Annotated in this window: 21 protein-coding genes; 19 read left to right on the top strand and 2 right to left on the bottom strand. The window is 64.4% G+C overall.

The genetic code is table 11. From position 1 onward, the window contains the following. The first annotated feature begins 18 nt into the window (after window positions 1–18). Genes B6V73_RS09355 through B6V73_RS09270 form a run of 18 tightly spaced genes read left to right on the top strand, consistent with a single transcriptional unit; the run spans window position 19 to window position 17,002 of the window. A complete protein-coding gene (locus B6V73_RS09355; RefSeq protein WP_088725085.1) occupies window positions 19–930 on the top strand; it encodes a hypothetical protein in 912 nt (303 codons plus the stop codon). 10 nt (window positions 931–940) lie between these two features. Beyond that, a complete protein-coding gene (locus tag B6V73_RS09350) occupies window positions 941–1,156 on the top strand; it encodes a DUF5337 family protein (RefSeq protein ID WP_075774476.1) in 216 nt (71 codons plus the stop codon). A 10-nt stretch (window positions 1,157–1,166) separates the two neighbouring features. Continuing rightward, window positions 1,167–2,462, top strand: coding sequence for an NADH-quinone oxidoreductase subunit NuoF (gene nuoF / locus B6V73_RS09345; RefSeq protein WP_075774477.1), 1,296 nt, complete (start codon window positions 1,167–1,169; stop codon window positions 2,460–2,462). 5 nt (window positions 2,463–2,467) lie between these two features. Next, window positions 2,468–2,845, top strand: coding sequence for a hypothetical protein (locus B6V73_RS09340; RefSeq protein ID WP_143597887.1), 378 nt, complete (start codon window positions 2,468–2,470; stop codon window positions 2,843–2,845). Next, window positions 2,836–3,174 (top strand): hypothetical protein, encoded by a 339-nt coding sequence (locus B6V73_RS09335; RefSeq protein WP_088725084.1) that lies wholly within the window; start codon window positions 2,836–2,838, stop codon window positions 3,172–3,174. The genes B6V73_RS09340 and B6V73_RS09335 overlap by 10 nt, the downstream gene beginning before the upstream one ends. 52 nt (window positions 3,175–3,226) lie before the next feature. Continuing rightward, the gene (gene nuoG / locus B6V73_RS09330) at window positions 3,227–5,260 is read left to right on the top strand and encodes an NADH-quinone oxidoreductase subunit NuoG (RefSeq protein ID WP_088725083.1); all 2,034 of its coding nucleotides are present in this window, start codon (window positions 3,227–3,229) and stop codon (window positions 5,258–5,260) included. 14 nt (window positions 5,261–5,274) lie between these two features. Next, complete coding sequence (locus B6V73_RS09325; RefSeq protein WP_075774729.1) at window positions 5,275–5,685, top strand: hypothetical protein; 411 nt, start codon at window positions 5,275–5,277, stop codon at window positions 5,683–5,685. Window positions 5,686–5,700: 15 nt separating this feature from the next. Then, a complete protein-coding gene (nuoH, locus tag B6V73_RS09320) occupies window positions 5,701–6,738 on the top strand; it encodes an NADH-quinone oxidoreductase subunit NuoH (RefSeq protein ID WP_075774481.1) in 1,038 nt (345 codons plus the stop codon). Window positions 6,739–6,741: 3 nt separating this feature from the next. After that, a complete protein-coding gene (gene nuoI, locus B6V73_RS09315; protein ID WP_075774482.1) occupies window positions 6,742–7,233 on the top strand; it encodes an NADH-quinone oxidoreductase subunit NuoI in 492 nt (163 codons plus the stop codon). Further along, on the top strand, window positions 7,230–7,640 hold the full coding sequence (locus B6V73_RS09310; RefSeq protein ID WP_075774483.1) for a carboxymuconolactone decarboxylase family protein: 411 nt from the start codon (window positions 7,230–7,232) through the stop codon (window positions 7,638–7,640). The genes nuoI and B6V73_RS09310 overlap by 4 nt, the downstream gene beginning before the upstream one ends. Beyond that, window positions 7,637–8,245: an NADH-quinone oxidoreductase subunit J gene (locus B6V73_RS09305; RefSeq protein WP_075774484.1), complete on the top strand. Its 609-nt coding sequence runs from the start codon at window positions 7,637–7,639 to the stop codon at window positions 8,243–8,245. Before B6V73_RS09310 ends, B6V73_RS09305 begins: the two co-directional genes overlap by 4 nt. A 49-nt stretch (window positions 8,246–8,294) precedes the next feature. After that, window positions 8,295–8,600, top strand: coding sequence for an NADH-quinone oxidoreductase subunit NuoK (gene nuoK, locus B6V73_RS09300; protein ID WP_075774485.1), 306 nt, complete (start codon window positions 8,295–8,297; stop codon window positions 8,598–8,600). Window positions 8,601–8,606: 6 nt separating this feature from the next. Next, window positions 8,607–10,808 carry an NADH-quinone oxidoreductase subunit L gene (gene nuoL, locus B6V73_RS09295; RefSeq protein ID WP_075774486.1) on the top strand — a complete coding sequence of 734 codons (2,202 nt, stop codon included), beginning with the start codon at window positions 8,607–8,609 and terminating at the stop codon, window positions 10,806–10,808. Next, window positions 10,808–12,346, top strand: a complete 1,539-nt coding sequence (locus tag B6V73_RS09290) for an NADH-quinone oxidoreductase subunit M (protein ID WP_075774487.1) — start codon at window positions 10,808–10,810, stop codon at window positions 12,344–12,346. Before nuoL ends, B6V73_RS09290 begins: the two co-directional genes overlap by 1 nt. Before the next feature lie 11 nt (window positions 12,347–12,357). After that, window positions 12,358–13,797, top strand: coding sequence for an NADH-quinone oxidoreductase subunit NuoN (gene nuoN, locus B6V73_RS09285; protein ID WP_088725082.1), 1,440 nt, complete (start codon window positions 12,358–12,360; stop codon window positions 13,795–13,797). Next, the gene (locus B6V73_RS09280) at window positions 13,787–14,539 is read left to right on the top strand and encodes a biotin--[acetyl-CoA-carboxylase] ligase (protein ID WP_075774489.1); all 753 of its coding nucleotides are present in this window, start codon (window positions 13,787–13,789) and stop codon (window positions 14,537–14,539) included. The genes nuoN and B6V73_RS09280 overlap by 11 nt, the downstream gene beginning before the upstream one ends. Before the next feature lie 16 nt (window positions 14,540–14,555). Beyond that, window positions 14,556–15,332, top strand: coding sequence for a type III pantothenate kinase (locus tag B6V73_RS09275; RefSeq protein ID WP_075774490.1), 777 nt, complete (start codon window positions 14,556–14,558; stop codon window positions 15,330–15,332). A gap of 47 nt (window positions 15,333–15,379) precedes the next feature. Further along, on the top strand, window positions 15,380–17,002 hold the full coding sequence (locus tag B6V73_RS09270; RefSeq protein WP_077701370.1) for a ribonuclease J: 1,623 nt from the start codon (window positions 15,380–15,382) through the stop codon (window positions 17,000–17,002). Between the two features lie 125 nt (window positions 17,003–17,127). Here the strand turns inward: B6V73_RS09270 and B6V73_RS09265 are convergent, their stop codons facing one another. Continuing rightward, complete coding sequence (locus tag B6V73_RS09265) at window positions 17,128–18,693, bottom strand: DEAD/DEAH box helicase (protein ID WP_088718896.1); 1,566 nt, start codon at window positions 18,691–18,693, stop codon at window positions 17,128–17,130. Window positions 18,694–18,968: 275 nt separating this feature from the next. Here B6V73_RS09265 and B6V73_RS09260 point away from each other — a divergent pair, with 275 nt between their 5' ends. Next, window positions 18,969–20,849: a cation:proton antiporter gene (locus B6V73_RS09260; RefSeq protein ID WP_088725081.1), complete on the top strand. Its 1,881-nt coding sequence runs from the start codon at window positions 18,969–18,971 to the stop codon at window positions 20,847–20,849. A gap of 3 nt (window positions 20,850–20,852) precedes the next feature. Here B6V73_RS09260 and B6V73_RS09255 read toward each other — a convergent pair whose 3' ends face one another. After that, window positions 20,853–21,776, bottom strand: a complete 924-nt coding sequence (locus B6V73_RS09255) for a M23 family metallopeptidase (RefSeq protein WP_088725080.1) — start codon at window positions 21,774–21,776, stop codon at window positions 20,853–20,855. Window positions 21,777–21,832: the final 56 nt, after the last annotated feature.

Here is a 21,832-nt window from a genome sequence, read left to right as displayed (position 1 = left end):
GTGAATGGAGAGACGGGAATGGGTGATCAGACACAGGGGTGCCGCGGCAAGGCAGGTATCTGGGCAGGCATTACGGGGATCGTGGTCACCGTTTTCCTGATGGTTGTGGCGCATGAGCCCTTCTTCGTGGCGCTCTTCCTTGGCCTGATGACCTTCCTGCTGTTCGGGGCCTTCCTGATCTGGGCGTTCTGCTCCGAGCATGGGGTTCAAGGCGAGGCGGACGGCACCGGGGCCTCGGACGAGGGCTCCGAGATCCCCGAAAGCCCCGTTGAGAGCTTCAACGCGTCGTCTCCCGAAGGCGTTGCCGCACAGGCGCAGGCGGCGGCGGCGTCTCCGACGCCCGTAGCCGAGCGCGAGGTGGAGCGCGCCGACGCGGTCGCGCCGAAAGACGAGGCGGCCACGCCCGAGGCCGACAGGCCCGAGCCCGGCCCGACAACCAAGCCCGCGACGGACGAAGCCGAGGCGGAAGAGCCGAAAGCTGAGCCTGCAGCGGAAGAGACTGCGGCAGAGGCCGAAGCTGAGCCGAAAGCGGACGCGCCGGAGCCCGAGAGCGAGGATGCGACCCCGCTCTCCGCGATGTCGGCGCAGGTCGCGGACACGTCCTCTGCCGGTGCCGGGGGCCAACCCGAGGCCGCCGAAGGCGCCGGCAAGAAGCCGCGCGGGCTCAAGCAGCCGCGCAAGGCTGGGGCCGACGATCTCAAGAAGATCGAAGGCGTCGGGCCGAAGCTTGAAGAAACGCTGAACGGCTGGGGCATTTACCATTTCGACCAAATCGCGAAATGGGGCCCCGAAGAGATTGCCTATGCGGACCAGAACGTGCCGCGTTTCAAGGGCCGCTGCACCCGCGACAAGTGGGTCAGCCAGGCGAAAATCATCGTCGAGGAAGGCATGGATGCGTTCCTCGAACGGGCGAAGACGAACGATTACTGAGCGGGGGTGAATGAGCCAGATCGACGAGCACGACAGGGCGTTGGGGCGTAGGGCCGCCCTTATCATCGCCGTCGCCACGATCCTCTGGCTCCTCCTGCAATGGATCGGAAAACAACAGGGCTGGTCGGCGCAGGTCGCGCTGATCGGCGATCTCGCGGCGATAGCCGCCTATATCTACGCGCTGGCACTCGTCTGGCGCATCTGGCGCCGGAAAGCCGGCAAGTGAGGGAAGCGATATGCTGAAGGATCAAGACCGGATCTTCACCAATCTCTACGGGATGCATGACCGCTCTCTGCAGGGCGCGAAGATGCGCGGGCATTGGGACGGCACTGGCGAGATCCTGTCGAAAGGCAAGGATTGGATCATCGAGCAAGTGAAGGCCTCCGGCCTGCGCGGGCGCGGTGGGGCAGGCTTCCCGACAGGTCTCAAGTGGTCCTTCATGCCGAAGGAAAGCGACGGGCGTCCCGCCTTCCTCGCGATCAATGCTGACGAATCCGAGCCCGCGACCTGCAAGGACCGCGAAATCATGCGCCACGATCCGCATACGCTGGTCGAAGGCGCGCTGATCGCAGGTTTCGCGATGGGCGCCGCGGCGGCGTATATCTACATCCGCGGCGAATATGTGCGCGAGAAAGAGGCGCTGCAGCGCGCGATCGACGAAGCCTATGAAGACGGGCTGATCGGCAAGAACGCCTGCGGCTCCGGCTATGATTACGACGTCTACCTGTCGCACGGCGCGGGCGCTTATATCTGCGGCGAGGAAACGGCGCTGCTGGAGAGCCTCGAAGGCAAGAAGGGTATGCCCCGGATGAAGCCGCCTTTCCCGGCAGGCGCGGGCCTCTACGGTTGCCCGACCACAGTGAACAACGTGGAATCCATCGCCGTTGTCCCGACCATCCTGCGTCGCGGCGCGGAGTGGTATGCCTCCTTCGGTCGTCCGAACAACACCGGCGTGAAGCTGTTTGCAATGTCGGGCCACGTCAACACGCCCTGCGTCATCGAAGAGACCATGTCGATCTCGATGAAGGAACTGATCGAGAAGCATGGCGGCGGCGTCCGTGGCGGCTGGAAGAACCTCAAGGCGGTGATCCCGGGCGGCGCATCCTGCCCGATCCTGCCCGCCGAGCAATGCGAAGACGCGATCATGGACTATGACGGTATGCGCGAGCTGAAATCCAGCTTCGGCACCGCCTGCATGATCGTCATGGATCAGAACACCGACGTGATCAAAGCGGTCTGGCGCCTGTCCAAGTTCTTCAAGCACGAGAGCTGCGGCCAGTGTACGCCCTGCCGCGAAGGCACCGGCTGGATGATGCGCGTGATGGATCGCCTCGTGCGCGGCGAGGCCGAGATCGAAGAGATCGACATGCTGTTCGATGTGACGAAACAGGTCGAAGGCCACACGATCTGCGCGCTCGGCGACGCGGCCGCCTGGCCGATCCAGGGCCTGATCCGTCACTTCCGCGAAGAGATCGAAGACCGCATCAAGGCCCGCAAGACGGGCCGCATGGGCGCGATGGCTGCGGAGTGAGTATCGTGAAACGCCTGTCCCTTGCCAGTTTGACCCTTCTTTCGCTCGCCGGCGGTGCCGCCGCCGAGCCGGCGAAGCTGACGGTCGATTTCGGGTTCTTCCCGAAGGGGACGGCGTGCCAGGTGTTCAACACCACCGGCAAGGTCTCGCTGCGGACCGGGCGCGAGATCGAATACACAATCAAGGGCGATACCGGAGACGTGGTGTTCCGCTGCGCCCAGCCGGACGGCCGCTCTTTCGAGGTCGCGACCGGGGCGCTGCTTCCGCCGGGCAATCCCTCGCTCGTTGCGATCCAGATCAATCAGGACGATCACGCGCATATCTTGTGGGATCAGGGCGGATTGCGGCGCAGCACCGTCGCGGAGGTGCTCAGATGGAACTGAACCCTACCACGGCACAGGGCGGCATGATGCGGGCTGTGATCATATCGGGCTGCGCGCTGGCGCTTGGCGGCTGCATGGGCACGACGAGCGGCAACGAGGCCTCGAAAGGGCCGCGCCGTCTGGCGGCACTCGAGGGCTACACGGCGGCTTATGACGCGAACGGCGCGCTGGTCGTGATGCGACAGGCCGCGTCCTTTGCGAACTACGAGGGCGCCGAGGCCAAGCGGGCCGCGAACGCCATCTGCGGCGGGGCTGTGGCCTCGTCGATCAATGATACTTACCGGGATGGCGCTTGGGTCTTCCCGATGGGCTGCGGCAACGCGGCGTGAAATAAACCCGCGCGGGGGCAACCCCGCGCCCGAAGAGACGAGACGGATAGCCATGGCTGACCTGAGAAAGATCATCATCGACGGGAACGAGGTCGAGGTCGATCCGAACCTCACGCTGATCCAGGCGTGCGAGCAGGCGGGGATCGAGATCCCGCGGTTCTGCTACCACGAGCGTCTGTCGATCGCGGGCAACTGCCGGATGTGCCTCGTGGAAGTCGTGGGCGGCCCGCCGAAGCCCGCCGCCTCCTGCGCGATGCAGGTGCGCGACATGCGCCCGGGGCCGGAAGGGGCGCCGCCGGTGATCAAGACAAATTCGCCGATGGTCAAGAAGGCCCGCGAGGGGGTGATGGAGTTCCTGCTCATCAACCACCCGCTCGACTGCCCGATCTGCGACCAGGGCGGCGAATGCGATTTGCAAGACCAGGCAATGGCTTACGGGGTGGACTTCAGCCGTTACCGTGAGCCCAAGCGCGCCGCGACCGAGCTGAACCTCGGCCCGCTGGTCGAGACGCACATGACGCGCTGCATCTCCTGCACCCGCTGCGTGCGCTTCACCACCGAAGTCGCGGGCATCACCCAGATGGGCCAGACCGGCCGGGGCGAGGACGCGGAGATCGCGAACTACCTGAACATGACGCTCGACTCGAACATGCAGGGCAACATCATCGACCTGTGCCCGGTGGGCGCGCTGGTCTCGAAGCCCTACGCCTTCACCGCGCGTCCGTGGGAGCTGACCAAGACCGAGACCGTCGACGTGATGGACGCCGTGGGCTCCAACATCCGCGTCGATACCAAGGGACGCGAAGTGATGCGCATCCTGCCGCGCAACAATGACGAGGTGAACGAGGAGTGGATCTCCGACAAGACCCGCTTCGTCTGGGACGGCCTGCGCCGCCAGCGTCTCGACCGGCCTTACGTCCGCGTCGACGGCAAGCTGAAGCCCGCAAGCTGGGGCGAGGCGCTGAGCGCCGCCGCCGAAGCGATGAAGGGCAAGAAAGTCGCTGGTCTCGTCGGCGATCTCGTCTCGACCGAGGCAGCCTTCTCGCTCAAGCAGCTGATCGAGGGGCTGGGCGGCAAAGTCGAATGCCGCACCGATGGCGCGCGCCTGCCGATCGGCAACCGCTACGGCTATGTGGGCAACGCGACAATCGCGGATCTCGACAACGCCGAGATGGTGCAGATCATCGGCGCGAACCCGGCCGTGGAAGCACCCGTACTGAACGCGCGCATCCGCAAGGCCTGGGCCAAGGGCGCGAACGTCGGTCTCGTCGGTGAAGCCTGCGACCTGACCTATGACTATGAGCATGTCGGCACCGACCGCGCCGCGCTGGCCGAGCTGTCCTCCAAGACGATCTCCGACGAGACGAAGGCCAAGAACACGGTCGTCATCATCGGGCAGGGCGCTCTGAATGAAGCCGACGGCGAGGCGGTTCTGGCCCATGCGATGAAGCTGGCCGAGAACTCCAACGCCAAGTTCATGGTGCTGCATACCGCTGCGGCCCGTGTCGGCGCGATGGATGTGGGCGCAGTGACCGAGGGCGGTCTGCTCGCGGCCATCGACGGCGCAGAAGTCATCTACAACATGGGCGCCGACGAGGTGGAGATCACCCCGCGCGCCGAGGGCGGTCCCTTCGTGATCTATCAGGGCAGCCACGGCGACCGCGGAGCCAACCGCGCCGACGTTATCTTGCCGGGCGCGGCCTACACGGAAGAAAACGGCCTCTTCGTGAACACCGAAGGCCGTCCGCAGCTTGCCTTCCGCGCGGCCTTCCCGCCGGGCGAGGCGAAAGAGAACTGGGCGATCCTGCGCGCGCTTTCGGCTGAGCTGGACGCCAAGCAGCCCTGGGACACGCTTGCAGGTCTGCGCCGCGCGATGGTCGAGGCGGTGCCGCATCTGGCGCAGGTCGATCAGGTCGTGGAGAACGAAGTGCAGGCGATCGAGCCGCGCGACATGGGCAAGGCCACCTTCCGCCTCCCGATCCGCGAATTCTACCTGACCAATCCGATCGCACGGGCCTCTGTGGTAATGGGCGAATGCGCCAGCCTCGCGAAAGCGCGGGCCGAAGCGCCGGTGGCCGCCGAGTGAGATTGAGACGGATGATGCAGACCCTGCCCAATATCGCACCGCTCGCTCCCGGCCTTCTGGCCGGGCTGGCGGCGTGCACGCCGACCGGCGGGGCGCAGGGGGATAGCGCGGTCAAACCGGTCTATCGGGGCACCGAAACGCGGCTCCTCGACAGCGATCTGGTGGAGATCCGCGCGCGTGTCTCGGGCGAGGGCGCCAGCGAGAAAGCGGCGACCGATTATGCCCAATGCGCAGCCGCGCAATACGCGCTGGTGCGTGGCTATGGATTTGCGCGCCATGTGCGCACGAATGTGACTGAAGAGGGTGGCATCTGGCGGGCAGATGCGGTCTACACCATCTCGCCCGCCTTGCCGCAGGGACTCAAGACGATCGACGCGGAAGTGACCGTCGCCGATTGCAAGGATCGCGGCATTCCGACCGTATGAAGAGAGTGGGACATCATGGCTGAATTCTTCACGACACCTTTCGGGATCTTCCTGCTGATCGTGCTGCAGAGCTTGGCGGTTATCGCCTTCGTGATGCTTTCGATGATCTGGCTGGTCTATGGCGACCGCAAGATCTGGGCTGCCGTGCAGATGCGTCGCGGGCCGAACGTCGTCGGGCCGTGGGGCCTGATGCAGACCTTCGCGGATGCGCTGAAATACGTGGTCAAGGAAATCGTCGTGCCGGCGGGCGCCGACAAGTTCGTCTATTTCCTCGCCCCGATCCTGAGCTTCGTGCTGGCGCTGCTGACCTTCACGGTGATCCCGTTTGCCGACGGTTGGGTGCTCGCCGATATCAACGTTGCACTTCTGTTCGTCTTCGCGGCTTCCTCGCTCGAGGTGTATGGCGTGATCATGGGCGGCTGGGCGTCGAACTCGAAATACCCGTTCCTCGGTTCGCTGCGTTCCGCGGCGCAGATGATCTCCTACGAAGTCTCGATCGGCCTGATCATCATCGGCGTCGTGATCTCGACCGGCTCGCTCAACCTGTCGAACATCGTGCGCGCGCAGGATACCGGCTGGGGCCTGTTGGGCTGGTACTGGCTGCCGCACCTGCCGATGGTGGCGCTGTTCTTCATCTCGGCGCTGGCCGAGACCAATCGCCCGCCCTTCGACCTTCCGGAAGCGGAATCCGAACTCGTCGCGGGCTTCATGGTTGAATACAGCTCGACGCCGTATCTGCTGTTCATGGCCGGCGAATATATCGCGATCTGGCTGATGTGCGCGCTGATGTCGATCCTGTTCTTCGGCGGCTGGCTGTCCCCGATCCCGGGGCTGCCCGACGGGGTGCTGTGGATGTTCGCCAAGATGGTGTTCTTCTTCTTCATGTTCGCGATGGTGAAGGCGATCGTGCCGCGCTACCGCTACGACCAGCTTATGCGGATTGGCTGGAAAGTCTTCCTGCCGCTGTCGCTGGCCTGGGTGGTGATCATCGCCTTCCTCGCGAAATTCGAAATCTTCGGGCACTTCTGGGCCCGCTGGGCGATGGGGAGCTGATAGATGGCTTTCGACTATAACCGCGCTGCCAAGTATTTCCTGCTGGTGGACTTCATCAAAGGCTTCGGTCTGGGGATGCGCTATTTCTTCGCGCCGAAACCCACGCTGAACTACCCGCATGAGAAGGGCCCGCTTTCGCCGCGCTTCCGCGGCGAGCACGCCCTGCGCCGCTACCCCAACGGGGAAGAGCGCTGCATCGCGTGCAAACTGTGCGAGGCGATCTGCCCGGCGCAGGCGATCACGATCGACGCGGAACCCCGCGCCGACGGTTCGCGCCGCACGACGCGCTATGATATCGACATGACGAAATGCATCTATTGCGGCTTCTGTCAGGAAGCCTGCCCGGTCGATGCGATCGTCGAAGGTCCGAATTTCGAATTCTCGACCGAGACCCGCGAGGAGCTGTTCTACGACAAGCAGAAGCTCCTCGAGAACGGGGCCCGTTGGGAAGCCGAGATCGCACGCAACCTCGAACTGGATGCGCCTTACAGATGACCGACGATTTTTCGAAACTCTTCAGCACGATGATGGAGCAGTCGGCCGAGATGGCCCGGCTGTTCAATCCGGCGCTGGAAAGTTTCAACCCGGCTGCGATGGAGAAGCTCTTCCCCACCATGTCCAAGGACATGATGGAGATGTGGTTCGGCAAGACCTTCAACCGTGAAGGGCTCGACAGCCGGACCCGGCTTCTGGTGACGATTGCGGCGCTCACGGTGCTGGGCGCGCAGGCGGACTCGCAGCTGCGCCTGACGATCCGCCACGCGCTCGAGGCCGGGGCCACGCAACGCGAGATCGCCGAGGTGATCTTTCAGATGAGCATGTTCGGCGGGGTGCCCGCCATGACCCGCGCGCTCGAGATCGCGCAATCGGTCTTCGACGAGAATTCGGGAGAGAACGAATGACGGTGTTTGCTTTCGCCTTCTACCTTTTCGCCATTACGGCGTTGGTCGCGGGCTTCATGGTGGTGATTTCCAAGAACCCGGTCCACTCGGTGCTCTGGCTGATCCTGACCTTCCTGTCGGCGGCGGGGCTTTTCGTGCTTCTGGGCTCGGAATTCGTCGCAATGCTGCTGATCATCGTCTATGTCGGCGCGGTCGCGGTGCTTTTCCTCTTCGTGGTGATGATGCTCGACATCGATTTCGCCGCGCTCAAGGGAGAGTTGGCGCGCTACATGCCGCTGGGTCTTCTGATCGCGGTCATCATGCTGGTGCAGCTGGGCATCGCCTTCGGGGCGTGGCAGACCTCCGGCATGGCGGAAAACCTCCGTGCCGATCCGGTGCCCGAGGGCATGACCAACGCGCAGGCGATCGGTCTGCTCGTCTATGACAAATACCTCTACCTCTTCCAGACGGCGGGCCTGATCCTGCTGGTCGCGATGATCGGGGCGATCCTGCTGACGCTGCGCCATCGCACCAACGTCAAGCGCCAGAACGTCATCGCGCAGATGCATCGCGATCCGTCCAAGACGATGGAAATGGTGGACGTCAAACCGGGGCAGGGGCTGTGAGCGAACAAAAGCAAGCGAAAAACGCGAGTTCGGAAACGAGGGTGAACGCATGATCGGATTGGAACATTACCTTGGCGTAGCTGCCGCGCTGTTCGTGATCGGCATTTTCGGGATCTTCGTGAACCGCAAGAACGTGATCGTCATCATGATGTCGATCGAACTCATGCTGTTGGCGGTGAATATCAACCTGGTGGCCTTCGCGGCCTATCTGGATGACCTCGTCGGACAGATCTTCACTCTCTTCGTGCTGACCGTTGCGGCAGCCGAGGCCGCGATCGGCCTTGCGATCCTCGTGGTCTTCTTCCGCAACCGCGGCTCGATCGAGGTCGAAGACGTCAACGTGATGAAGGGATAAGGGACGATGGAAACGATCATTCTCTTTGCGCCGCTGGTCGGTGCGATCCTTGGTGGCTTCGGCTGGCGGGTGATCGGCGAAAAGGGCGCGATGGTCCTGACCACGGGCCTTCTGTTCCTCGCCGCCGCTCTCAGCTGGATCGTCTTTCTCACGCTGGGCGATCAGACGCAGCACATCCATGTTATGAACTGGATCACCTCGGGCGACCTCGACGTCGCATGGGCGATCCGGATGGACCGGCTGACCGCGATCATGCTGATCGTGGTGACGACGGTCTCCTCGCTCGTGCATCTCTACTCGTGGGGCTACATGGCCCATGACGAGAATTTCGACGAAGGGAAGGGCGAGAATTATAAGGCGCGCTTCTTCGCCTACCTGTCCTTCTTCACCTTCACCATGTTGATGCTGGTGACCTCGGACAACCTGCTGCAGATGTTCTTCGGCTGGGAAGGCGTGGGTCTCGCCTCGTATCTGCTGATCGGCTTCTACTACAAGAAGCCTTCGGCCAATGCGGCGGCGATGAAAGCCTTCATCATGAACCGTATCGGCGATTTCGGCTTCCTGCTCGGGCTGTTCGGTCTGTTCTACATGACCGGTTCGCTGAAGATGGACGACGTCTTCTCTGCGGCCCCGGCCCTGTCCGAAACGAGCCTGGACTTCCTCTGGGGGAACTGGAACGCGGTCGAGCTCTGTGCCTTCCTTCTGTTCATCGGTGCGATGGGCAAATCGGCGCAGCTCTTCCTGCACACATGGTTGCCGGACGCGATGGAAGGCCCGACGCCGGTGTCGGCGCTAATCCACGCCGCGACCATGGTGACCGCGGGTGTGTTCCTCGTCTGCCGGATGTCGCCGGTCTACGAATACGCGCCGCATACGCAGACCTTCATCGTCGTCATCGGTGCCTCGACCGCCTTCTTCGCAGCGACCGTGGGTCTGGTGCAGAACGACATCAAGCGCGTCATCGCCTATTCGACCTGTTCGCAGCTGGGCTACATGTTCGCGGCCGCGGGCGTCGGCGTCTATTCGGTGGCGATGTTCCACTTGCTGACCCACGCCTTCTTCAAGGCGCTGCTGTTCCTTTCGGCAGGCTCGGTGATCACCGCGATGCACCACGAGCAGGACATGCGCAACTACGGTGGCCTCCGCAAAAAGGTGCCGCTGACCTTCTGGGCGATGATCTTCGGCACGCTGGCGATCACCGGTGTCGGCGTTCCCTTCACCCATATCGGTTTCGCAGGCTTCCTGTCGAAAGACGCGATCATCGAGAGCGTCTGGGGCGGCTCGGGTGCTGGCTATGCCTTCTGGCTTCTGGTCATCGCGGCGGCCTTCACGTCCTTCTATTCGTGGCGCCTGATCTTCATGACCTTCTTCGGCAAGCCGCGCGGCGATCATCATGCGCATGATCACGCCAAAGAGAGCCCGTGGGTCATGACGGTGCCGCTGGTCGTACTGTCCTTCGGCGCGATCTTCGCCGGCATGATCTGGTACAACGTCTTCTTCGGCGATCACGCGAAGCTGGTGAAGTTCTTCGGCCTTCCCGCGCATGCCGAGCAGACGGCGGATGCCGGGCACGCGACGAGTGGCGAAGCCGCGCAGTCGGGCGAGGCAAGCCATGCCGCAGGGCAGGGTGAAACGCCGCCGGTGCCGGATCCGAACATGTCCGAACAGCAGGCCGAGGCCGAGCTGATGGACGAGGCCAAGACCTCGCCGAGCGTCGGCGCCTCGACCGCGGTCATCGAGTATCCGGGTGTCGCACCTCAGGGCTCCATCTACATGGGGCAGGAGAACGAGGTGATCGACAAGGCGCACCACGCGCCGGCCTGGGTCAAGGTCTCGCCCTTCGTGGCGATGCTGGCCGGGCTGCTTGTCGCCTGGATGTTCTACATCAAGGATGTGAGCCTGCCGCGGCGGATGGCTGAAGCCCAACCCGGGCTCTACAGCTTCCTGCTTAACAAGTGGTATTTCGACGAGCTGTACGAGCGTGTCTTCATGCGCCCGGCGCTCTGGTTCGGCTATCAATTCTGGAAGAAAGGGGACGAGGGCTCGATTGACCGGGTCATCGACGGTATGGCCGTTGGCATCGTCCCGACATTCACGAGGTTCCTTAACAGGATGCAATCGGGCTATCTGTTCCACTACGCCTTCGCCATGGTGATCGGGATCGTCGGTCTCATGCTCTGGGTCGTCCTCAACGGGGGGGCGAACTGATGCAACACCTTCTTTCCATCGTCATCTTCACGCCCGCCGTGGCGGCGCTGATCCTCGCGCTGGTTCTGCGTGGCGGCTCGCCCGAGGCGGACCGCAACGCGAAATGGGTGGCGCTGACCGCGACTTCGGTCACTTTCCTGATCTCGCTGTTCCTGCTGGCCGGGTTCGACCCGTCCAACACCGGCTTCCAGTTCATGGAGAAATACTCCTGGATCATGGGCTTCCAGTACCGCGTGGGTGTCGACGGGCTGTCGATCCTCTTCGTGATGCTGACCACGTTCATGATGCCGCTCGTGATCATCGGCAGCTGGAACGTCACCGACCGCGTGAAGGAATACATGATCGCCTTCCTCGTCCTCGAGACGCTGATGGTGGGCACCTTCGTCACGCTCGATCTGGTGCTGTTCTACCTGTTCTTCGAAGCAGGCCTGATCCCGATGTTCCTGATCATCGGCATCTGGGGGGGCAAGCAGCGCGTCTACGCCGCGTTCAAGTTCTTCCTCTATACCTTCTTCGGCTCGGTCTTCATGCTGGTGTCGATCATCTACATCTACTTCCACACCGGAACGACGGACATGCCGGGGCTACTCGTCTACGAGTTCCCGTACACACCGGTGGATGTTCTGGGGATATCGATCCCCGGCGGGGTGCAAACGCTGCTGTGGATCGGCTTCTTCATCTCCTTCGCGATCAAGATGCCGCTCTGGCCGGTGCATACCTGGCTTCCCGCAGCGCACGTTCAGGCCCCGACGGCCGGTTCGGTCGTGCTGGCCGCGATCCTGCTGAAACTGGCTGATTACGGCTTCCTGCGCTTCTCGCTGCCGATGTTCCCGGTGGGCAACATCGTCGTGGGCCCCTGGGCGATGTGGCTCGCGGTGATCGCGATCATCTGGACCTCGCTGGTGGCGCTGGTGCAGACCGATATCAAACGCGTCATCGCGTATAGCTCGGTCGCGCACATGGCCTATGTGCTGCTCGGGATCTTCTCGGGGACGCAGCAGGGCATCGAGGGCGGGATCTTCCTCGTCGTCTCGCACGGCTTCGTCTCGGGCGCGCTGTTCCTTCTGGTCGGCGTCATCTACGAACGAATGCACACTCGCGAGATCGACGCCTATGGCGGCCTCGTCAAGCGGATGCCGGCCTATGCGACGATCTTCATGTTCTTCACCATGGCCAATGTGGGGCTGCCGGGTACCGGTAACTTCGTCGGGGAATTCCTGACGCTCGCCGGGACGTTCCAGGTCAACACCTGGGCCGCGATGTTCGCGACCTCCGGCGTGATCCTCTCGGCCGCCTACGCGCTCTGGCTCTATCGCCGGGTCGTCTTCGGCGACCTGATCAAGGAGAGCCTGCGCTCGATCACCGATCTCACCACGCGCGAGAAGTGGATCTTCGCGCCGCTGGTGGCGATGACCCTGATCCTTGGCGTCTACCCCGATCTGGTGACCAACATCATCGGGCCGTCGGTGACGCAACTCGTCCAGAACTATCACGATGCCTTGCCGGACACGTATCTGTCCGACCTGGTCGAACACTGAGGAGCTGAGGGATGACTTCTGCGGATTTCTCGATCGTCCTTCCGGAGTTTTTGCTCGCCGTCTACGCGATGGTGGCCCTGCTCGCGGGTGTGTGGTTCGGCAAGGACAAGCTTGCGCCGACGCTGCTGTGGATCACCTCCGGCGTCATGCTGGTGATCGCGGCCTGGATCGGCCTGGCCGAGGTGGGCTCGCATGAGGCCTTCGGCGGCCTCTTCATCGACGACGCGTTCTCGCGCTTCACCAAGGTGATGATCCTGATCGCGGCCGCGCTGGTGCTCGCGATGGGCACCGATTACATGCAGCGCCGCGGCCTGCTGCGCTTCGAATACCCGATCCTGGCGACGCTGGCCGTCATCGGCATGATGATGATGGTTTCGGCGGGCAACCTGATGTCGCTCTACATGGGGCTCGAGCTGCAATCGCTCGCGCTCTACATCGTGGCCGCGCTGCGCCGCGAGAGCGAGAAGAGCTCGGAAGCGGGTCTGAAGTATTTCGTCCTTGGCGCGCTGTCCTCGGGCATCCTGCTCTACGGCGCTTCGCTGACCTACGGCTTCGCGGGCACCACGCAATTCGCGGGCATCATCGGGGTCGTGCAAGCCGGTCACCTGCCGATCGGCCTACTGTTCGGCATGGTCTTCCTGATCGCCGGTCTCGCCTTCAAGGTTTCGGCAGTGCCGTTCCACATGTGGACGCCCGACGTCTACGAGGGCTCGCCCACGCCGGTCACCGCCTTCTTCGCAACGGCGCCGAAGATCGCCGCGATGGCGCTGATCGCCCGTCTCGTCTTCGACGCCTTCGGCCAGGTGCCGGCGGAGTGGGGCCAGATCCTCGCGCTGCTCGCGGGCCTGTCGATGGTCTGGGGCTCGGTCGCGGCGATCGGTCAGTCGAACATCAAGCGCCTGATGGCCTATTCCTCGATCACCCATATGGGCTACGTGTTGCTGGGCCTCTCGGCGGGCACGGTCGAGGGTGTGCAGTCGATGCTGACCTACATGGCGATCTACGTGACGATGAATGTCGGCGTCTTCGCCTTCATGCTTTCGATGGAGCGTGACGGCCAGCCGGTGACCGAACTCAAGGCGCTCAATCAATACGCCCGTCAGGCCCCGGTCAAGGCGTTGGCGATGCTGGTGCTGCTGTTCTCGCTCGCCGGTGTGCCGCCGATGCTGGGCTTCTTCGCCAAGTTCGCGGTGCTCGAAGCGGCGCTGCACGCGGGCTATATCTGGCTCGTGCTGCTCGGCGTGATCGCCTCGGTCGTGGCGGCCTTCTACTACCTGCGGATCGTGTTCTACATGTATTTCGGCAAGGAGACGGATCCGCTCGACAATCGGATGCCCGCGGTCCAGTGGGGCCTTCTGGTGGTCTCGGCGCTGGCGATGCTGATCGGCATCTTCAACCTCTTCGGCATCGAGGGCGCGGCCCAGGCTGCGGCGGCGGCTCTTGTCAACTGAGCGCGATGACTGGCCCGAGGGCGTGGCGCGACACGTCCTGCCCTCGGTCGATAGCACCATGGATGAAGCGGCCCGGCTAGCGCCGGGCCTCTCCGGTTCAGCCTGGATCTTCGCGCATGAGCAGACCGCCGCGCGCGGGAGGCGCGGACGGGCGTGGCGCGCGCCATCCGGCAATTTCTCGGCGACCCTGGTGATGCGGCCCGAAGGCGGGCTGGCTCATGCCGCGCTCTATTCCTTCGTCGCGGCACTCGCGTTGGAGGCCGCGCTCGCGCATGTCGCGGGACCGCATGCGCGGCTGACCATCAAATGGCCCAATGACGTGCTGCTGAACGGCGGCAAAGTCGCGGGCATCCTACTCGAGAGCCTGCAGGGCGCAGAGACAATCGCGATTGGCATCGGCGTGAACCTCGCAGTGGCCCCCGAGCGGTCCGAGATCGAGCCCGAAGCGATGGCGCCGGTCAGCCTGCTGGGCGAGACCGGGATGCAGATCGCTCCGGTCGACTTCCTGCCGATGCTGGCGCAGGCCTTCGATCATTATGATCGACAGTTCCGCGATTACGGCTTCGACGCGATCCGCAATGCGTGGCTCGCGCGGGCGGCGCGTCTGGGCGAAGAAATCACCGCACGCGTCGGCGGCGAAACCTATCGCGGCACCTTCGAGACGATTGACCAGACCGGCGCGCTGATCCTGACGACGCCCGAGGGCCGCCGTGCCATCTCGGCGGCGGATATCTTTTTCTGAGCGGAAGGGGGGAGCCATGCTTCTCTGCATCGACTGCGGCAACACCAACACCGTCTTCTCGGTCTGGAACGGGACGGATTTCATCGCCACTTGGCGGATGGAAACCAATCACCAGCGAACGGCGGACGAATATTTCCTCTGGCTGTCCGGCATGATGCGCGTGCAGGAGATCGCAGGCGCGATCACCGAGGTCATCATCTCCTCGACCGTGCCGCGGGTGGTCTTCAACCTGCGGGTTCTGTCTAACCGTTACTTCAACTGCCGCCCGTTGGTCGTCGGCAAGCCCGAATGCCGCCTACCGGTGGAGCCCCGCGTCGATCCGGGCACGACCGTCGGGCCGGATCGCCTCGTGAACACGGTTGCGGGCTATGACCGGCATGGCGGCGATATCGTCGTCGTCGATTTCGGTACTGCGACCACTTTCGACGTGGTCGCCTCCGACGGGGCCTATATCGGCGGGGTGATCGCACCCGGCGTCAACCTGTCGCTCGAGGCGTTGCACGCCTCCGCGGCCGCCCTACCTCATGTCGATGTGACGATGCCCGAGAAGGCGATCGGCACCAACACCGTCGCCTGTATCCAATCGGGCGTTTTCTGGGGCTATATCGGCCTCGTCGAAGGCGTCGTGCGCCAAATCCGGCTCGAGCGGGACCGACCGATGAAAGTCATCGCGACCGGCGGTCTGGCAGAGCTGTTCAGTCAGGGGTTCGACCTGTTTGACAGTGTGGAATACGACCTTACCATGCACGGCCTTCGCCTCCTCAACGACTATAACAAGGACCTTCCCGCGTGAGTGACAGACTGATCTACCTCCCCCTCGGCGGTGCCGGCGAAATCGGCATGAACGCCTATGTCTACGGCTACGGCCCAGAGGGGAAAGAGCGGCTGATCGTTGTCGATCTGGGCGTGACTTTCCCGGATATGGACGGCACGCCCGGCGTCGACCTGATCTTCGCCGATCTCGAATGGCTGGAAGCGAATGCCGACCGCATCGACGCGATCTTCATCACCCACGCGCATGAGGACCACATCGGCGCGCTGCCGCATGTCTGGAACAAGCTGCGCAAGCCGGTCTACGCGCGCGCTTTCACCGGTCGGATCGGCCAGCTGAAGCTGGAAGAGGCGGGCATCCCGCCCGAGACGATCCAGATCGTCGAGCCGCGCCCGAAGGTGATCGAGGCCGGCCCGTTCAAGGTGCAATTCGTGCCGATCTCGCATTCGATCCCCGAAAGCTCCGGCCTCATCATCGACACACCTGCGGGCCGCGTCGTGCATACGGGCGACTTCAAGCTCGACGGCAACCCGATCGTCGGCGAGCCCTTCGACCCCGAAATGTGGCACGCCATTGCCAAGGAAGGCGAAGGCGTGAAGGTTCTGGTGAGCGATTCCACCAACGTCTTCTCGCCGCTGCCGGGCCGCTCGGAGGCCACTTTGGCCGAGCCGATCTCGGAACTCATCCGCGCGCAGACCGGCATGGTCGTCGCGACCACCTTCGCCTCGAACGTGGCGCGCCTGAAGACGCTTGCCGAAGCGGGCAAAGCCGCGGGTCGGTCTGTCTGCCTGCTGGGGCGCGCGATGAAGCGCATGGTCTCGGTCGCCGAGGAAACCGGCGTGCTGAAAGGCATGCCCGGCACGATCTCGGCGGAAGAGGCGACTGACGTGCCGCGCCAGAACCTGATGCTGATCGTGACCGGATCCCAGGGCGAGCGACGCGCTGCCTCGGCCCAGCTGAGCCGCGGCAAGTACCTGGGGCTCGAGATGAAGGAGGGGGACACGTTCTTGTTCTCCTCGAAGACGATCCCGGGCAACGAGCGCGGCGTGATCCGGATCATGAACGCCTTCTCCGAGATGGGAGTCGACGTGGTGGACGATCACGGCGGGCTCTATCATGTCTCGGGCCACGCCAACCGCCCCGATCTCGAAGCGGTGCACGAACTGATCGCGCCGAAGATGCTGATCCCGATGCATGGCGAGCATCGCCACCTGCGCGAACATGCGAAGCTGGCCGCGGACAAGGGCATCGCGTCGGAAGTCGCGACGAACGGCACGATGATCGACCTGACCGGCGAGGTGCCGAAAGTCGTCGAATATATCGAAGCGGGCCGCACCTATCTCGACGGTTCGGTGCAGATCGGCGCGATGGACGGCGTGGTGCGCGACCGGATGCGCATGGCGCTGAACGGCTTGTGCCTCGTGACGGTGATCCTCGACGAGCAGGACCAGCCGCTGGGCGAGCCCTGGGTCGAGCTGAACGGCTTGCCGAAACTGGGCCGCTCCGGCGCGCCGCTGGCCGAGACGATCGAGGACGAAATGACCGAATATCTTGAGCGCGCGCCGGTCAAGATCCTGAGCAATGACGACAAGCTGGACGAGGGCCTGCGCCGCATCGCCCGTCAGGTCGCGATGGAAGAGATTGGCAAGAAGCCCGAAGTGATCGTCGTCACGAGCCGTCTGACCGAGTGAGCGCGAGTCCGCGCCGTCGATGGCGCGGATCGCGAACGGGTAGGGCATCGCTCCATCCTCAGAGACAAAGAAAAGCCCCGCCGGAGGACGCCTCCGGCGGGGATACTTTTACCAATACGAAAGCGTCAGCTGTCCGCGCTGTCCTCGGCGGTCTCTTCGATCGCGCCGGGGCGGAAGGAAACGGTGAGGAAGTCCGGGACGTGGTCGCCCATGCCCACCACTTCGTTCTCACGCTCGCGACGGTTGCGGCCCCCGCGGGAGCGGCGTGCGTTGCCTTCGTCACTACCCTGATCGCGGGGCTGCGATTTCGGCGCGCTCGCGGTCTCCTGGGGCTCGCTGCGAGCCTCTTCGGGTTGAGCCTCGGTCTTGGAAACTTCTTTTTGCTCTTGCGGCGCGGCGATCTGCGGTTGCTGCGTCTCTTCGCTGCGCTCGCGTTTCGAGCCACGCCCGCCGCGATCGCGGCTGCGCCCGCCACGCGAGCGACCGCCCTTGGAGTCCTCGCGCTTGCGCGCGGGCTGCTTCGCACCTTCGGACAGCTCGAACCCTTCCGGCGGCTCGGCGCGCGGGATTTCCTGCTCGACGAGGCTTTCGATCTGGCCGAGGAATTTCTCGTCCGAGGGGACCGCGATCGAGATCGCCGTGCCCTTGCGGCCCGCGCGACCGGTGCGGCCGATCCGGTGGACATAGTCCTCGGCATGCATCGGCAGGTCGTAGTTGAACACGTGGCTCACCGACGGCACGTCGAGGCCGCGCGCGGCGACGTCAGAGGCAATCAGCAGCTTCAGCTTGCCATCGCGGAAACTCTCGAGCGTGCGGGTGCGCTGGCTCTGGTCGAGATCGCCATGGATCGGGGCCGCGTCGAAGCCGTATTTCTGCAGGCTTTTCGCAACGATATCCACGTCGACCTTGCGGTTGCAGAAGACGATCGCATTGGTGCAGGCCTCGCCCTCGGCCTCGATCACCGCGCGCAGCAATTCGCGTTTGGCTTTCGCGGTCTGGTCGCGGCGCGCCGGTTCGATCTCGATCAGCTTCTGGGTGATATTCGCGCCCGTCGTCGCCTGACGCGCCACTTCGATGCGCACCGGCGCATGCAGGAAGGTGTTGGTGATCCGCTCGATCTCGGGCGCCATCGTGGCCGAGAAGAACAGAGTTTGGCGCGTGAAGGGCGTCAGCTGGAAGATGCGTTCGATATCAGGGATGAACCCCATGTCGAGCATCCGGTCGGCCTCGTCCACGACCATGACCTTCACGTCGGTCAGGATCAGCTTGCCGCGCTCGAAATGGTCGAGCAGGCGGCCCGGCGTCGCGATGAGCACGTCGACGCCCTTGTCGATCAGTTTGTCCTGCTCTCCGAACGATACGCCGCCGATCAGCAGCGCGCGGGTGAGCTTGGTGTTCTTGGCGTAGAGGTCGAAGTTCTCGGCGACCTGCGCTGCCAATTCGCGCGTCGGGCACAGCACGAGCGAGCGCGGCATCCGGGCGCGGGCGCGGCCCCGACGCAGCAGCGTCAGCATCGGCAGGGTGAAGCTGGCGGTCTTGCCGGTCCCGGTCTGCGCGATGCCGAGCACGTCCTTGCCCTCGAGTGCGGGCGGAATGGCGCCAGCCTGAATGGGCGTCGGCTCTTCGTAGCCAGCGTCGACAACGGCGGAAAGGACCTTCGGGTCCAGCTTCAGATCGGTGAATTTCGTCATGGGTATCCTTGGTTTACCTTTAATCGCGTCCTGTCGCGACCCGCATCGGGCGGGGCCGCTATCGGGCGCTTGAGGAACCGGGCGCCCAGGAAGAGCCCCGCCGGATTACGGAGCTTGGCTGCGGCGTACCGGATTGCGACGCAAAGGTCAATCTTTTCAGGGCAGGGCCACTAACCGGCGGGCGGGACGCTCCTATGGCAAGGGGCTCTTGCAAAGGGGCACGGAACCTGACCTTCTGAACGGGGTTTGATCCCGAAGTGTGACGAGGGACAGATATGGCAGTCGCGGAATCGGCGGGTCTCGGCCCGGTATTGGCCTTTGCGCTGGTAGGTGTTTGTGGTGTCGGCGCGCAATGGCTGGCATGGCGTATGCGCCTGCCGGCCATCGTGATCATGCTGGTCGCAGGGCTTATTGCGGGTCCAGCGACCGGGCTTTTGAACCCGAGCCGCGACTTCGGTGAGCTGCTGAGCCCGTTGATCGCGCTCGCGGTGGCGGTGATCCTGTTCGAGGGCGGGTTCTCGCTGGATTTCCACCGTCTGGGCGACGCGAAAACCGGGGTCAGGCGGCTTGTCTTCATCGGCGCGCCGCTTGGCTGGTTTCTCTCGGCACTCGCGCTCGTCTGGGGCGCGGGGCTGAGTTGGGAAAGCGCGGCGGTCTTCGGCGGCATCATGGTCGTTACCGGCCCGACGGTGATCGCGCCGCTTCTGCGCACGGCGAAACTCGCCCGCCGCCCCGCACGGCTGCTGCAATGGGAAGCCATCGTGAACGACCCGATCGGCGCGCTGGCGGCGGTGCTGGCCTTCGAGGTGGTGTTCACGCTGCGCTCCAACCTGCCGATGGGCGAGGCGGTCTGGCATCTCGCGCTCGGGATCGGCTTCGCCGCGGCGATCGGCGGCGCGGTCGGCTGGGGCATCGCGCGCAGCTTCTCGCGCGGATGGGTGCCGGAATTCATGAAAGTCCCGGTGTTGTTCGCGACCCTTTTGGCGACCTTCGCGGTGACCGATTACGTGCTGCACGAAAGCGGGCTGCTCGCAGTGACGGTGATGGGGCTGGTGATCGGAAATGCCGATTTGCCCTCCTACGAGGAGCTGCGCCGGTTCAAGGAGCATGCGACGGTGCTTCTGGTCTCGGGCGTGTTCATCCTGCTCGCCGCGAATATCGAGATCGACCAGCTGGCCGCCCTCGACTGGCACGCGCTGTTGTTCGTCGTCCTGGTGGTGCTGGTGGCCCGCCCGATGACGGTGCTGATTTCGCTGATAGGGACGGGCCTGCCGCGCAACGAGCGCCTGCTGATCGCCTTCACCGGCCCGCGCGGGGTGGTGCTCGTGGCGGTTGCGGGCCTTTTCGGACAGCGTCTGGCCGAGATCGGGGTGGCCGACGGGCTGCGCATCGGGCCGCTGGCCTTCGTACTGGTGCTGGTGACTGTGATCGTGCACGGCTTCACCTTGGCGCCGCTGGCGCGGAAGCTGGGACTGGCCAATGCCGACAAGCCGGGGCTGCTGATCGTGGGCGGCTCGCGCTTCACGTCGGCGCTGGCCGAGACGCTGAACAAGGCCGAGGTGCCGGTGCTGATCACCGATCCGAACCATGCGCACCTGATCCGGCCCCGCGCCAATGGGCTCAAGACTTTCTACGGCGACATTCTGGGCGAGGCGGCGGAGGACAAGGTCGAGCTGATGGCTTATTCGACCCTGCTCGCCGCGACCGACAACGACGCCTATAACACGCTTGTCGCGACCGATCTCGCGCCCGAGCTGGGCCGCGACAAAGTCTGGCAGGTGCCGCGCCAGAAGGACGATCGCGAACGCCACGCGCTGCCGACGCAGCTCGGTGGGCGCCGCTTTGGTGAGGGGCGCACGCTCGAGGGGTGGGAGGCACTGCTCGCCGAGGGCTGGCGCTTCCGCGTGACCCGGATCACCGAGGAATACACGCTTGCCCAGTGGCGCGAGAAGCGACCCAAGGCGAAGCCCGTGATGGTCGTGGCGAAGAGCGGTGACCTTCGCTTCGTGATCGACCCGGCCGAAATGAAGGTCGAGCCGGGCGGGCGGATCATCTCGCTGCTGCCGCCCGAGGCGTTCGAGGAAGAGACCGCGCAGAAGGCCAAGGCCGGGGAGAAACCCTCGGGCCAGCCTGGCCCCGCCGCGCGGATCCCTTGAGGTTCATTCGATCCGGGCGGTGGCTGATCGGCGGGCGATCACCGCGCCGTCGCGGCGCAGCGCGATCTGGCCCGCGTAGGGACCTTTGGGCCAGCCGTCAGGCGGGGTCTTTTTGCCGACATAGCGGAAGAACCGGGCCTTGGGTGCGTCGACCTCGCTGGTCGTACTGATGCTGATCCCATCCGGGCCGGTGATCTCGAAACTGATCGTGTCTCCCGCACGCAGGCCGAAGCCGTAGCCCCAGAAGATGAGGGCGGGTCCGGTTTCGCGGGGCGGCGGCAGGGGGTCGCCGGCGAGGATCGCGTTGAAGCGCGGCGGTGCGGCGGTGAACCCGGTCGCGAGCCAGCCGCTTGGTGTGTAGGGGAAAGGATCGGACCAGAGACTCTGCGATGCGGCAGCCGCGCAGCTGTCCTGCATCTCAGGGTCGAAGGGATCAACGACCGTGCCCTCATGGCGCAGCGACAGATGCAGATGTGGGAATTCCGCCTGACCCGATTGGCCGACGAGGCCGAGCGGGGTGCCCGCCTCGACCCGCGCGCCACGTGCAACGGAAATCGAGCCTTCGCGTAGATGGCAATACTGGGTCTGCCAGCCGCGTCCTAGATCGATGACGATCCCGTTGCCGCATTCCTTGCCCGCGAGCATCTGTCCGTTGACATAAGCCCCGTCGGGCTCTCCATCGCGGGTGGCGACGACCCGGCCCGGGGCGGCGGCGATCACCTTCACGCCCTCCTGCATCTGCGCTTCGGTCAGGAGCGCGAAATCGGTGCCCTTGTGGCCGTCATAGGTCAGCCCGCCGCAACCCGCATCGCGCGCGCCGGGACCGGGGTCGCGGTCGACGTAATTCTGGATGTAGCAATCCTGGCCAAGGGTGCAGTCGACCGGCATTTGCAGCGTCGGCGCGTCAAATAGCAAAGTCCCGGCCATGCAGGGCACGGCCGGGACGAGAAGGCTTATCACTACCGCGCGGAGCACGGCCTAGA

This window comes from Thioclava sp. JM3 (assembly GCF_002213185.1).
Classification (GTDB): domain Bacteria; phylum Pseudomonadota; class Alphaproteobacteria; order Rhodobacterales; family Rhodobacteraceae; genus Thioclava; species Thioclava nitratireducens.
Note: the sequence above shows the minus strand (reverse complement) of the source record. Positions and strands in the feature narration are given on the sequence as shown.